Annotated in this window: 13 protein-coding genes; 8 read left to right on the forward strand and 5 right to left on the reverse strand. The window is 37.9% G+C overall.

The features are described 5' to 3' along the window. Positions 1-93 precede the first annotated feature (93 nt). On the forward strand, positions 94-2,256 hold the full coding sequence (locus BM141_RS04545) for a PAS domain S-box protein (protein WP_091540794.1): 2,163 nt from the start codon (positions 94-96) through the stop codon (positions 2,254-2,256). Between the two features lie 130 nt (positions 2,257-2,386). Next, the gene (locus BM141_RS04550) at positions 2,387-3,625 is read left to right on the forward strand and encodes an MFS transporter (RefSeq protein ID WP_091540797.1); all 1,239 of its coding nucleotides are present in this window, start codon (positions 2,387-2,389) and stop codon (positions 3,623-3,625) included. 11 nt (positions 3,626-3,636) lie between these two features. On the opposite strand, the gene BM141_RS04555 is transcribed toward BM141_RS04550, so the two are convergent. The 4 genes from BM141_RS04555 to BM141_RS04570 all read right to left on the reverse strand — a co-directional run bounded on the left by BM141_RS04555 (position 3,637) and on the right by BM141_RS04570 (position 7,136). Continuing rightward, positions 3,637-5,010, reverse strand: a complete 1,374-nt coding sequence (locus BM141_RS04555; protein ID WP_091540799.1) for an ethanolamine ammonia-lyase subunit EutB — start codon at positions 5,008-5,010, stop codon at positions 3,637-3,639. An 83-nt stretch (positions 5,011-5,093) separates the two neighbouring features. Then, positions 5,094-5,393, reverse strand: coding sequence for an SCP2 sterol-binding domain-containing protein (locus BM141_RS04560; protein ID WP_091540802.1), 300 nt, complete (start codon positions 5,391-5,393; stop codon positions 5,094-5,096). Between the two features lie 60 nt (positions 5,394-5,453). Next, the gene (locus BM141_RS04565; RefSeq protein ID WP_091540807.1) at positions 5,454-6,086 is read right to left on the reverse strand and encodes an OB-fold-containig protein; all 633 of its coding nucleotides are present in this window, start codon (positions 6,084-6,086) and stop codon (positions 5,454-5,456) included. Between the two features lie 180 nt (positions 6,087-6,266). Further along, positions 6,267-7,136, reverse strand: coding sequence for a PIG-L deacetylase family protein (locus BM141_RS04570; protein WP_091540809.1), 870 nt, complete (start codon positions 7,134-7,136; stop codon positions 6,267-6,269). A gap of 505 nt (positions 7,137-7,641) precedes the next feature. Here BM141_RS04570 and BM141_RS04580 point away from each other — a divergent pair. The 3 genes from BM141_RS04580 to BM141_RS04590 all read left to right on the forward strand — a co-directional run bounded on the left by BM141_RS04580 (position 7,642) and on the right by BM141_RS04590 (position 11,188). Beyond that, positions 7,642-8,106, forward strand: a complete 465-nt coding sequence (locus BM141_RS04580; RefSeq protein ID WP_091540812.1) for a hypothetical protein — start codon at positions 7,642-7,644, stop codon at positions 8,104-8,106. Between the two features lie 220 nt (positions 8,107-8,326). Continuing rightward, entirely contained in the window at positions 8,327-8,656 is a 330-nt protein-coding gene (locus tag BM141_RS04585; protein ID WP_091540815.1) for a PadR family transcriptional regulator, read from the forward strand. A gap of 30 nt (positions 8,657-8,686) precedes the next feature. After that, positions 8,687-11,188: a PspC domain-containing protein gene (locus BM141_RS04590; protein WP_091540816.1), complete on the forward strand. Its 2,502-nt coding sequence runs from the start codon at positions 8,687-8,689 to the stop codon at positions 11,186-11,188. A gap of 69 nt (positions 11,189-11,257) precedes the next feature. On the opposite strand, the gene BM141_RS04595 is transcribed toward BM141_RS04590, so the two are convergent. After that, positions 11,258-12,031, reverse strand: a complete 774-nt coding sequence (locus BM141_RS04595; protein ID WP_091540819.1) for a glycosyltransferase family 2 protein — start codon at positions 12,029-12,031, stop codon at positions 11,258-11,260. 45 nt (positions 12,032-12,076) lie between these two features. Between BM141_RS04595 and BM141_RS04600 the strand changes: the two genes are divergently transcribed. From BM141_RS04600 to BM141_RS04610, 3 genes are all read left to right on the forward strand, one after another. Beyond that, on the forward strand, positions 12,077-12,877 hold the full coding sequence (locus BM141_RS04600; RefSeq protein WP_245763981.1) for an amidohydrolase: 801 nt from the start codon (positions 12,077-12,079) through the stop codon (positions 12,875-12,877). A 179-nt stretch (positions 12,878-13,056) separates the two neighbouring features. After that, the gene (locus BM141_RS04605) at positions 13,057-13,518 is read left to right on the forward strand and encodes a CBS domain-containing protein (RefSeq protein ID WP_091540821.1); all 462 of its coding nucleotides are present in this window, start codon (positions 13,057-13,059) and stop codon (positions 13,516-13,518) included. Positions 13,519-13,623: 105 nt separating this feature from the next. Further along, positions 13,624-14,067: a DUF3592 domain-containing protein gene (locus BM141_RS04610; RefSeq protein ID WP_177217259.1), complete on the forward strand. Its 444-nt coding sequence runs from the start codon at positions 13,624-13,626 to the stop codon at positions 14,065-14,067. Positions 14,068-14,086: the final 19 nt, after the last annotated feature.

Consider the following 14,086-nt stretch of genomic DNA (forward strand, 5'->3'; position numbering starts at 1 on the left):
ACCCATATTGCCCAATATAAGCAGGAATTAGAAACCTTAATTTCTTGGAATTTTCATATCCCTAAAACCAAAACCAATTTTTATTGAGTATAAATGAACCTACCTATAAATATTAATATTGATTATGAGTACTTTAAGCGTTTTGTACCAACCTACTTACAAAACTCTAAGCAGTATTACGTTTGTATTACTAATTTGGCAGGTAAATATGTTTTTGTGAATCAACTTTTTCAAGAGCGTTATTCTTTTATTACAGAAAATTTTTTAGGTTTAGACTTTGCTATTACTATCCATTACGAAGACATAAATAAATGTAATGAAGCTGCTCTGTACTGCATTTCTCACCCCAACAAAACAACGATTGTAAAGATAAGAAAGCCTCAAGAAAACTTAGCAGATTTTTATTGGACTGAGTGGGAGTTTTCATTGCTCAAAGATGAAAACCAACAAGCAATAGGTATTTTGTGTGTAGGAAATGATGATACGGAAAAAGAAAATTTGAAAGTCAAAGAAAAAGAAAATTACGAAAGATTAGTCTATTCTGAAAGCAAATTAAGAGCTATCATAGACTGCTCCCCTAATTATAAGTATTTGATTAGCTCGGATTTTGCTATACTGAGTATCAACAAGAGTGCTAAAAAGCTCATTAAATCTATCTTTGGCAAAGAACCAGCGGAGGGACATGACTTCCGCCAATACCTTATAAAAGGTACAGAAGAGAACTTTTTTAAAAATTTTTACCAAGCACTTGCAGGAAAAACTGTATTAGTAGAGGAGGAGTTTGCACTTCAAGAAGGCGTGCCTAAGTCTTACTTTCAAATTGCCTACGTGCCTGCTTATCACAAGCAAGGAAAATTATTAGGGATTACACTCACTTTTACTAGCATCAACAAACGCAAGCAAATAGAAGAAAGTCTATCCGATGCCCAAAATAAATTAAAGGCTATACTGGACAGTTCGCCTGTCATCTACATACTACTTAGCCCTGACTTGAAAGTACTTAGCACTAACCAAACCGCCAGAAAAAGTTACCTTACTCTCATGAATAGAGAAGTAAAGGAAGGCGATGATTTTAGAGGTTTTATTTTAAAAGAAACAGAAGAAAGCTTTTTTCAGAACTTTAACCGTGCCTTAGCAGGCGAGCAGGTAACAGTAGAAAGGGAAATCTACTTAAAAGAAAAATTTAAAAAGTGGTTTGAGTTTGCTTTTTTTCCTGCTTATGACCAGCAGGGTCGCCTAATAGGTGTATCTTTTAGTGCCTTAGACATTGACAGTCGGAAGCGAACAGAGCAGCAGCTTAGATATTCCGAATCAAAAGTACGAGGAATTTTGGACAGTCGCTTTAGTAGCATAGCTCTTATAGGTCGTAGTTTTGAAATGTTGAGCATTAACAAGAAAATGAAGGAAGCTGCTAACAAACTTTTTGGGAAAGAACCCCAAGAAGGAGATAATTGCTTAGAATACGTAATGCCTGATGCTCAGGATAGTTTCAAAGCTAATATCGAGAAGGCATTTACAGGGGAAAAAGTATTTGTAGAAAAAGAACTCTTGGAAGTAGGAGGGAAAAAATATTGGCTCGATGTTACCTACAGTCCTGTTTTTGATGATAGCCACCAAATTATTGGGGTAGCATATAACGCCATAGACATAACACATTGGAAAAAAGTAGAAGACGAATTATTAGAAAGTGAAAGAAGATTAGCTATCTTAGCAAACAATTTTCCTGATGGCTCTATTAGTTTGATAGACAAAAACTTACAAATATTATATACAGGGGGTAAAATATATCAAACGCTTGGTATTAATCCTTTGACACTTATTGGGCAATCTATCAGTAGTATATTTCCTGCTGATACATCTTGTAAGATAATAGAGTTACTACCCAGCATACTCGCTGGTAATTTGCACCATTTTGAGGTAACTCGTGAAAATAAAGTATATATGAATACTCTCAGCCCTATCATTGATGAACCCAAAGATATAATAGATAAGTTTGTGCTTTCTATTATTGACATTACTGCACAAAAGCAACGCGAGGAGGAGATTCGCTCTAAAAATGAGAAATTGGAGAAAATAGCATGGATACAGTCCCATGAGATACGACGCCCTGTAGCAAATATCTTAGGCTTAGTGAACCTGATGAATGAGGAGAGTAGTTATGAGGGCATAGAAATTTATTTAGAACACTTGTATCGTGCAACTAAAGAACTCGACATGATTATTCATAAGATTGTATATCATAGCAACGATTTATAGTGAAATCTACAATTTTTGCTTCTTTAAGTAGCTAAGTTGCTTGTCAGTAGAGTAACAATTCATTAAGCGGGCGTTTTAAAATTCCTATTTCTTTGTATTTTTGCACCCAATCATTTTACAAGCAAATTTCATGTCCCACGACCCGTACTTGGCGTTGCGCCTTCCAGAGTTTCGTTATTACTTGGCGATGCGTTTTTGCATTACCTTAGCCGTACAAATAGAATCCGTCGTAGTCGGTTGGCAGATTTACGAAATTACCAAAGACCCGCTTTCTTTGGGTTTGATAGGTTTGGTAGAGGCTATTCCTGCCATGAGTGTAACCTTGTATGCAGGCTACTTGGTGGACATCAGCAATCGCCGCAATATCATTTTAATTACTTACATAGGTTTGTTATTGAGTGCTATGGCTTTGACATTCAGCACTTTTGACTCTTACCAAACTTTTATTAAAGAGGTAGGTATCTCCCGAACTGCTCCTATCTACTTAGCGATATTCATTACAGGTTTGGCGCGTGGCTTTCTTGCTCCTGCTAACTTTGCTTTTATGTCGCAGATAGTCAGCAAAGAAGAGATGCCAAGTGCAGTAACTTGGAACAGTTCCAATTGGCAAGTGGCTACTATTGGAGGTCCTGCTTTGGCGGGGCTTCTCTATGGTTTTTTAGGAATTACGATTACTTACAGTATCCAAACGGTATTAGTACTTTTTTCTATTGTTTTTTGTTTGTTGATAGCGGCAAAGCCTGTTCCCCCTAAGTCAGACCGCTTGCCTATAGGTCAGAGCCTAAAAGAAGGAATCAAGTTTGTTTTTGGTAATGAGCTGATTATCAGTGCTATTTCCTTAGATTTGTTTGCAGTACTATTCGGTGGAGCAGTAGCCTTATTGCCTATTTTTGCCTCAGATATTCTGCACGTAGGGGCAGAAGGTTTAGGATTTTTGAGGTCAGCCCCTGCTATTGGCTCGGTATTGATGATGTTTTTGATTACTTACCGCCCTGTAAAAAGAAATGCGGGAGGGGTACTGCTTTGGTCGGTGGCAGGTTTTGGACTTTGTATGATAGTTTTTGCTATTTCTACCAACTTTTGGCTTTCACTGTTGGTGCTGGCTTTGAGTGGTGCATTTGATAGCATAAGCGTCATTATCCGAAGCACTTTGTTACAAACTCTGACCCCTGAAAATATGAAAGGCAGGGTTTCGGCAGTTAATAGTATTTTTATAGGCTCGTCCAATGAGATTGGGGCTTTTGAATCAGGGGCAGCCGCCAAACTCATGGGCGTAGTGCCTTCTGTTATTTTCGGCGGTTGCATGACTTTATTAGTCGTAGCTGTTACAGGTTGGAAAGCAAAGAAACTGAGGAAGTTAAACTTTTGAAAATACATAGATTAAAATTGCTTATGGTAGTCTAATAGCAAGGATTGGGAGGTGGACAAAGAAAAATTCCTGTCCATCAAGCCCATGTTTATCAACCATGTTTCAAACTCTGGTGCAGGGCGCAGTCCAAGTAACTTTCTGATATACAAGGCATCGTGAAAAGAAGTGCTTTGATAGTTAAGCATGATGTCGTCTGCGCCTGGTACACCCATGATGTACGTACAGCCCGCAGTAGCCAAGAGCGTAAGCAAGTTATCCATATCGTCTTGGTCTGCTTCTGCATGATTGGTATAGCACACATCGCAGCCCATAGGCAAGCCTAAGAGTTTTCCGCAAAAATGGTCTTCCAAACCTGCCCTAATGATTTGCTTGCCGTCAAATAAATATTCAGGTCCTATAAAACCTACTACCGTATTGACTAAGAGAGGGTTAAAGTGCCTTGCTACTGCATAAGCCCTTGCTTCGCAGGTTTGTTGGTCGAGTCCATGATGGGCATTGGCAGAAAGCGCACTTCCCTGTCCCGTTTCAAAATACATGACATTGTTCCCAATGCTTCCTCTTTTCAAAGACAATGCTGCTTCGTAGGCTTCTTGGAGTAGGCTTAGCGAAACTCCAAAACTCTGATTTGCTTTTTCTGTACCCGCAATCGACTGAAATACTAAATCCACTGGCGCATTTTTTTCGATTGCCAAAAGCGCAGTAGTTACATGACAAAGTACACAGGACTGCGTAGGAATCTGATACTGAACTATCAGCTTATCAAGCATTTCTAAAAGACGAATTACAGCCTGTACGTTGTCAGTTGCAGGATTAATCCCAATGACTGCATCTCCATTGGCATACATCAGCCCGTCCAAGATAGAGGCAGCAATGCCTTTCAAGCTATCTGTGGGGTGGTTGGGCTGGAGGCGTGTAGAAAACCTCCCTTTTAGTCCGATAGTGTTGCGAAATTGGGTAATGACTTCGCACTTTGCACCTACCAAAATCAAGTCTTGCAAGCTCATGATTTTGGAAACAGCTGCCGCCATTTCAGGGGTAATTCCTTGACTTATGTGCTTTAATGTATTTGTAGTGGCTTTGTCTGAAAGTAACCAATTTCTAAAATCTCCTACGGTAAGATGACCAATGGCTTGAAAAGCCTCTGCATCATGGGTGTCTATAATGAGGCGAGTAACCTCATCTTCTTCGTAAGGAATGAGAACTTCTTGTAAAAAAGTTTTCAAAGGCACCTCAGCAAGAGCAAGTTGAGCAGCAACACGCTCTTGATAAGTTGATGCGGCTACTCCTGCCAACTGGTCGCCTGAGCGCAGGGGAGTAGCCTTTGCCATGAGGGTTTTTAGGCTTTCAAAGGTATAGGTATAACTGCCAAGCGTGTGTCTATACATAAGTAGGGGAATTTGCAAAATTTTTAGAAATTTTACCCTTTCTCAAACTATCAGACAAATAGCCTTACTGCTGATACAGCTATTTATTTCCCAATAATTTGTGCAATTTTCATGGCAATTCCTGTATCTCCGCTCACTTTTAGTTTTCCAAACATAAAAGCGGTAACAGGATTAAGTTCACCGCTAAGCAACTTCATTGCATCGTCTAAGGAAAGACTAATCGTGCAGTCTGCGTCTTTATTGTCATTGCTCACCGCATACGGTTGTTGGGTAGGGTCTATAAAAACTACCCCTTCATTGAATGAAAATTTGACAGAACCTTTGAGTCCTGTGGCAGTAGATGCAATTTTTGCTACTTGTTCTGTAAAAGACTGTAAGCTCATGTGTACTAAGGAATTATGTAAATGATTGTTTTATGTTTGCAAATTAATACAAAAAACACATCAATCATATTTTTCTACCAAATAAACATTTCTTTCTTTGTCAAAATCTAAGATGAGTAGTTTTTGTCCATATTCTAACTGATTCTGCTGTTCTGTAATTCGGACTGCTATTTCTATGGTATTGCCGTCTTCTAACTTCAAGGTAGCTTGTCCAAATTCTGTACTGACCTTGCCAGAGGTAACTTGAGCGATTTTCCCCACCACTGACTCTGCTTTGGTTACAGTTCCATAATCTTTAAAAATATAACGTAGAGGTCGACTAACTACCCCAGCCAATACCATTCCTACAATCAAAGAGGCTAAAAAATTACCTCCTAAGACAAGGTAACGCATCGCTCCCTCTGGAGCAAAAAGGCTCAATAGCCACTCATTCAAAGTAATGCCTGTAACTCCTTGGAAAAACAAAATTAGCGTAAGCAAAACAGAAGTTGGCACCATGCCAAAGCCAATGGCTTCGCCTATGCCGTCAAAAAAAGAACCTCCCTCTACATGAACATCATGCGACACATCTGCTCCTGTATCACTATGGAAAATACCTAAGGCAGAAACTAACCAAATCCCTAAGGAAACAAAAATGGAAAAGGAATAAAACCAGTTGTAGGGTTGTTCTAAAACATCTATGATGAATTGCATAGTCAGTAGTTTTTATCTATAGTAAAAGTATAGATTTTTATTTGTTTTTCCAAACAGAAAATATTACGGTCAAAATTTAATCAGTAGAGTTCTTGCGAAAGTACCTATTTTCCTTCTCAGAAGGAGAAGGGGCAGGGGTGAGGCGATAAAAAAACACTTTTGCAAGGAGTATAGTGATTTTTACTTTTCTACTTGTAGAGTGAAGTATTCTTTGTCAAAAAGCCTAAAATACCAAAATGGAGGAACTTGGTCATACAAAGGGAATACATCGGTAAAAGTTCTTTTTTGAGTGCGGTGTGCTTGGATAGCTTGCAGTTTACACTCGCCTACAGAGCTAATATTAACGGCAAAAGAGGCGGGAGGCAAGCCTTTTTCTGGGTCTTGAGGATAGTTGCGTTTGAAAGTTTCAGCAATAGAAAGAGCTATTTCTATCATGCCTTGGGAGAGGGTAGGGCAATAGAGTTTTTGTATAGGAAAGCTATCATTTTTCATGTTTTCCTCACAAATCTGTTTTGCCCATTTACCTGCAAGCAAGTGGTCGGGGTGTCCATACAGCCCTACTCTGTCATCAAAGGAAATCATGATGTCTGGGCGATAGCGATAGATAGCTTCCAAAATGCGCATTTTTACTGTATCTACCTCCGCCTGATTTAATTTGCCATCTGGAAAACCTAAAATTTCTAAATGCTTGTAGCCTACTACTTTTGCTAAGTTCTCTAATTCTTTGGTGCGCTCCTCGCCGAGTTGCTCTTGGGGGACAAGTCCTCCTGTGCCGCCCGCCTCCCCTCTGGTCAAGTAAATGCCTATGATTTGATTTTGAGGATTTTGACTGAGTTGGCAAAGCGTACCTGCTATGGATATCTCATCGTCGGGGTGAGCAAAAAGACACATGATAGTGTGCTTACCCTCTTCCAAAGGGAAGTTTTCGTAAACGGTAATAGGATTTGCTGTTTTATTTAGTTTATTTTTTACAAAAAATAGCCCTGCTGCTAAGATTATCACTACTAACAACAGCAACAACACGAGAGATAGAAGTATTTTTTTTATCATAGGTTTATGTAAAATTAAGAATTTTATGGTTATCTATTTCATAAAACACCTTTCCTGTCCGATTAATAGAGCCATTTTTGTAGTTGCCTTTGGCTCGGCTACCAAATATATAGGCTTGTTGTACCTCTGGATACTTCGATAATGCATGGCATATAGTTGTTAAATCACTTTGCCTGAGTCCAAAACTATGATTCATTGTTTTTTTGATTAAAGGTGTTTTGCAAGGCTTTGGATATAGGAAAATATTTTTGATGAATCAAAATACCCCATAGTATTATTTTTAAAGTTCTTGCTAATTTCTTTTTTATGATTGTATCGCAAAATATTGCCAATGAAAATCAAACAAACCTACAAAAGTTTTATATTTTCAAAGCCCTTTGAGATAGTTTTTTAGATTTTATCACTTCATATAAAATGATTTTTACCATAAAACAAAAATTTTTTTACCAACTACTTGGTAATACAAGGTAACTTTTTATATATTTGTTGCGTATATGTTAGTATTATGAAAAACTTGCTGATTTTAATAGGCTTATTAATCCTGTTTGGGTGTGCCTCGCAAAAGAAGGGAGTAGCATCAAACAGGGCAACGGGAGATACTCGAACTCAGGAGGTAGAGTTCTTAGATGAAAACACCTATCTGTTAAATGAAAAGTCAAATGACAAATCTTACGGATACGACAAATCCAATCCGATAAAAGTAGGTGGAGCAGAAGAGGGTAGTGGACCGAGAAACGAAAGAAGATTTTTAAACGCACTTTTGGGACCGAATGGAGAGGAAATGATTTATTATAGGGCAGGAAACTGTTGTGCTTTCTCAACCCCTAATGGAACTTTTGACAACATGGGACTGCTTGATAGATATAGGGTAAGTTGGGAAGGGGCTTCGGATACCTTAGATATTTATATCAATATGTATGGTAAAGGGGATTTAAAGATACCTGTGGGGTTGACAGCTAAGAAAAAGTAGCACTATATCGAGAGAATCTACAACAGTTAAAACATATTTTTTTTGAAAAAATACTTGGTATTACAAGGTACTTTAATAATTTATATAAAAACTTAAACTTCTTACTTTCATGGAAAATTTACTTCATAGGCAAGTTACTGCCAAAGAGGCTAAGAGCCATAGCGTGATTTTGAAAAAATCATTTTTAATCAGGTTACTCAACCATTTTTAAGAAAAGACTATGAACTTGGAAAATACACAGGTACAAATGCGAAAAGGAGTATTAGAATTTTGTATATTGAGCATTATTGCCAGAGGGGAGGTATATGCCTCTGATATGCTTGAGGAACTGACGAATGCTAAGATCATGGTAGTAGAAGGAACACTTTACCCTTTGCTTACTCGCCTAAGAAAAGCAGGTCTGGTGGATTATAAATGGGTAGAATCTATCTCTGGACCTCCACGAAAATATTATACTCTTACGGACAAAGGAAATCAGTTTTTACAAGGGCTTAGAAGCACTTGGAATGAGTTGGTAACATCTACTAATACTATCGTCAATCACGTATAAAAACCACAAACTTTGAATTACACGAGTGTTATGAAAAAAAATATAAGCATCAATATAAGCGGTATCATTTTTCACATCGAGGAAGATGGGTATGACAAGTTAAAAAGTTATTTGAGCAGTATTCATCAATATTTTTCTACTTATGAGGAGAGTGAGGAGATTATTGCTGACATAGAAAATCGCATTGCGGAGATTTTTCTTTCTAAATTAGGGCAACATAAACAGGTAATTACAGTAGAAGATGTGCAGGAACTGATAGCCACTATGGGTACGGTAGATGATTTTGAGGTAATGGAAGGTGAAAGCAAGCAACAAAAGCAAAAACAGCATGCTAATTATCAGAGTGATTTTGCTTTTGAGGAGAGTAGCTTTCATTACTCCCACGAGGAGGGTGCGACAGAGGGTGGGCAAACAAATGAGAAAAAGAAGCTATACCGCGACCTAAAACGCAAGTTGATTGCTGGTGTAGCCTCAGGCATTGCTCATTATTTTAGTATTGACCCTCTTTGGATTCGTTTGATTTTTGCTGCGACTTTTTTAGGTGTATTTGGGGCAGAGATTATTCCTACTATCGCCCTCATTACCTACATTGCTTTGTGGATAGTTACGCCTGTGTCTGACAACCTGCCCGAGGATACAAAAATCAAAAAACTATTCCGCAATCCAGATAAGCGTATCTTAGGAGGGGTAGCAAGTGGCTTAGCAGCATACTTTGGGGCAGATGAAACTATCATTCGCTTGCTTTTTGTATTAGGGATTCCTTTGGGGGGAACAGGCTTTATCATATACCTGATTTTGTGGGCAATTACCCCAGAAGCAAAGACCCTGACCGAAAAAATGCAAATGGAAGGAGAACCTGTTACCCTTTCTAATATAGAGAAAAAGATTAAGGAAAGTTTTAATATAAGCGAAGACGATGAGGAAAATATTTTTGCCAAAATCTTAGTTTTCCCTTTCCAAATTATCGCTAAGATTTTTAATTTCCTGACAGAAAACTTCAAGCCCTTAGGTAATTTTATCTTTGAAACTATTAGGGTATTGGCAGGGAGCGTTCTGACGATGAGTTCTTTTGCCATAGTGTTAGGTTTGCTTATCTTCTTAGCCATGTTCTTAGGATTATTTTCTGTACCTGCGGCAAGCCACGCTTCTATAGATGGTATTCCACTCAGTTTAGTTAGGCAAAGTGTTCCCTTAGGTGGTTTGGTAGCACTTGTTTTTATTTTACTTATTCCCTTCCTCACCTTAGGCATTACGGGGGTATCTTTGATTGCCAGACGCAAAGTAGTAAGCACGGCAGCGGCTTGGACTTTATTTAGTATATGGGTATTAGGTTTGTTAGGGGCGGCGGCGACTATTCCTCCCTTTGTGCAGTCTTTCCAAGTAGAAGGTAACTATAAAGAGATTAAGACTTACAAAGCAGATGCTCCTCTTATTACGCTTGGCTTAGAAGATACCAAGGAAGGTTTGAACTTAGTAAAATTAACACTTAGAGGATACGAAGGCAAGGAGATGAAGTTGGTGCAAAAGGTAGAGGCTCGTGGAGCAAGCCAAGAAGATGCTAACAAAAATGCACAAACAGTGATTTATAATATAAAAGATAAAGGCGATTCTCTACTTTTTGATAAAACTTTCTTTCTCAAAGAAAATGCAGCTTTTAGGGCGCAAAATGTAAGCATGGAACTTTTTATTCCTTACGGCAAAGAGTTTGCGATGCAAGAAGATTTAGGAGAAATCCTACGTCATACCCTGCACCCATTTGGTTATGGGAGGCAGGAGTTGAAAAAGGAGCATCGCTGGACTTTTGATGAAAACGGACTAAAATGCTTGAACTGTCCTGAAAAAGTAATGGAAAAGCAAGAGGAGATAGATGAAGAACAAGATGAAAGTAGTGAAAACGAAAGTGGAGAAATATTTACCCAAGAAATCAAGGACTTCAAAGGTTTTAAGAAAATAGAAGTCAGAGATAACTTGGAAGTGGAAATAGAAGGAGGGAAAGATTTTTCCATAGTACTTGACGGTGAAGACAAGATAATCAAAGATATAAAAATAACACAAGATGGCGAGGAGTTAAAGATAGGTTTTAAGACAAGTTCCAATCAAGTAAAAAAATGGCTCAGATATAAGGCAAAAATTTATATAAGTATGCCCTCCATGAGTAGCCTTTCTCTCAAAAGCTCATCTAACGCTACCTTAAATGGATTCAAAGAAAAAGAAATGAACATTACGCTCGCTGACCGCTCAGAGTGCGAGGTAAATGCGGAGATAGCTAAGTTGAACGTAGTAGCCAAAGACCGCTCAGAAATTGATGTGGCAGGCAAAGGAGAGTATTTATCTATTTTTGCCAGCGATAGAGCCGAGATAGATGCTTTTGATTACGAAGCCCAAAGAGTCAATGTGAAAGCCAATGACAAAAGTAATGTGAGAGTATTTGCCTCAGAAACTATCTATATGGATGCCAAAGATAAGGGAGGTGTAGTATATAAAGGCAAACCAAAGGTGGTGAACAACAAAGGTAATCATGGGATAGAATAACGCTTTTTAGTCTATGTTAGAGGTCATAATATTCTAACAGGACGTCAAAAGTACATAGTTTGCGAAGAATTACTTAAAATTCTTCAGACTCATCAAACCCTCAAAAAGGTGGGTAGGAAGCAACTTTTCTGTCCACATCACAAACTTTGCATAAAGGATTTGTTTTTGATAATACTTTTTTGACTGGGGGTAAGTCTGACTTGCAATACTTTGACATTCTTTTAGGTAATTGATTTTGTGCTTTGTAGAAGTACCGCCTGCTTTGAACTCGGCAATAAAAAGGTCGATATGCTGGAATATTCTTCCTGCTTGATAAAAATGAAAGAGTTGTTCGTAATCGCAGGCAAATCGGAAGCTGGTATCGTACAAATGCGTTTTAGCTAAGTCTGTTTTGATGAATGTACTTTGGTGATTAAGCAACATACCTTTGTATAAATCCTTTAAAACTTTGGGAGTATATTTAGGTTTGAGGTAATTTTCAAAACTGATGACATAATTCCCATAAAGGATTTCTGAGGATTCTTTGGCATACTGAAATACCTGCTCTACAATTTTAGGGCTTGTAAACGTATCTCCTGCATTCATAAAGTTAATCCATTCCCCTTGTGCTATTTGTATGCCCTTGTTCATGGCATCGTAAATGCCTCTGTCGGGTTCGCTTACCCAGTGCGTAATGTATTTTTCATATTTCTTAATGATTTCTGTTGTATGGTCTTGGGATTTGCCATCTATGATAATATACTCTATTTGAGGAAAATAAGATTGGGTAATGATGCTTTGAATGGTTTTTTCCAATACCTGAGCGGCATTATAAGTTACAGTAACGATGCTTAGTTTCTTCATTTGAAATCTCCTATATTTGCAAAAATACGTAACCTTAGTAAGAAAATGAACAAAATTCCCACAGAAGAAATCTCTATCACACTGATACAGTCTGAACTACATTGGGAAAATATCCCAGCTAACTTAGCAATGTTTGAGGAAAAAATCTGGCAGATAAGTAGGAATACTGACCTCATCGTCCTACCAGAGATGTTCAGCACAGGCTTTACTATGAATGTCAAAGACTTAGCAGAGCCTATGAACTTGACTACTTTCAAATGGATAAAACAACAAGCCGCACAAACGAAGGCTGTCGTTACAGGCAGTTACATCGTCAAAGAAAAAGACCAATATTTTAATCGCTTGCTTTGGATGCAACCTGACGGGAATTTTACTTTTTATGACAAGCGGCACCTCTTCCGTATGGCTGGTGAGCATCAATATTATGCTATGGGGCAGAGCTTAGTAATCAATCAGTGGAAAGGTTGGAACTTTTGTGGCTTGATTTGCTATGACTTGCGATTTCCTGTGTGGAGTAGGAACGCACCAACTTTAAAATATGACTGCTTATATTATGTAGCCAATTGGCCGCAGCCAAGAGCCAATGCTTGGAATACCTTATTGAGGGCAAGAGCCATAGAAAATCTCTCTTACGTAATAGGGGTGAATAGGGTAGGGCAGGACGGCAATGGCATCGCTTACACAGGAGAGTCGGCAATAATAGATGCCAAAGGCAATGAACTTTTCTATCAAAAAGATATACCTACAATAGCTACCATAACGCTCAAATACAGCGAATTATCTACTTTCAGAGAAAAATTCCCAGCTTACTTAGATGCAGATAATTATGAATTGCTTTTGAAGTAACTAAAAGTGTTCGGTCTATTTATCAAAATTTTTTGAAATGATTTTAAAAAATTTGTAAAAAAACATTTTTTCTTATTAATTTAATATAAATCTTTCTGCCAAAAATTTATTTTTTAAACTTTTCTATTGATTTTCAATATTTTATCGTATAATTTACTAAATCTAAAAATTGTTAGCCTATGAACTTCACTCCAAGAAAAGCAGAAGACGAGAGTAAAACTGCAAAACTGATTAAATATGAATCTGTGACCAAATACATGGCGAAGGACTTAATCACATTTAGACCTGAGCAAGATATTTACGAAGCTATAGACCTAATGCTCAAGCACAAGATTTCTGGCGCACCTGTACTTGACAACAATGGCAAACTTATCGGTTTGCTTTCTGAGAAAGACTGTTTGAGAGTGATGATTTCGAGTGCCTATCACAACGAACCGGTAGGAATTAGGTGTGTAGCTGATTATATGACCGTCAATGTAGCTACTATTACCCCAGACAAAGACGTACTTGATGTTGCCAATATGTTTCTTAGCTCCAATTACAGGCGATTCCCAGTAGTAGAAAATGGTAAACTGCTTGGGCAGGTAAGCCGTAGAGATATTCTCAGAGCCGCCAAAGACTTGAAAGCAAGTACATGGTAAATGGCTTTCAATCAAATCTATCAATCAATTCCACTTTTAATAATAAAGTGGAATTTTTTATCAAAAATTTATCCATTTTCCCATTTAATCCAAACTTTATTTATTATGTCAGGAAATAGCGACAAAGCTTTTTTATTGCTTTTTGGAGGAATATTTGGTGGCGTTGGTTTGTTATTACTCTCCTTAGCTATCTACTTTTTTTATGATACTATTCAAGCCCAAAAAAGTGCTTTTAGAGTGAAAGGGACTGTGGTAGAAATGCAAAGGTCGCGAGGGAGCAAGGGAGGGAGTGTTTATACTCCCGTAGTAGAGTTTCAACTCAATAACCAGACCGTTCAAATCTATGGCTCGGTAGCAAGTAACCCTCCTGCATTTGACAAGGGGGAAGTTGTAGATGTAATAGTAAACCTGAACAATCCGCAAGAATCTCGTATTGATAGCTTTATGGAAAATTGGTTTGGGGCATTAATATTAGGATTTATGGGAAGTATATTTTCTGCCGTAGGTGGAGGTATTTTCTATCAAGGCATGAAAAGTTGGAAAAGGTAAACAAAAATATTAGCTATAT

The sequence above is a fragment of the Thermoflexibacter ruber genome (assembly GCF_900113045.1).
GTDB lineage: Bacteria > Bacteroidota > Bacteroidia > Cytophagales > Thermoflexibacteraceae > Thermoflexibacter > Thermoflexibacter ruber.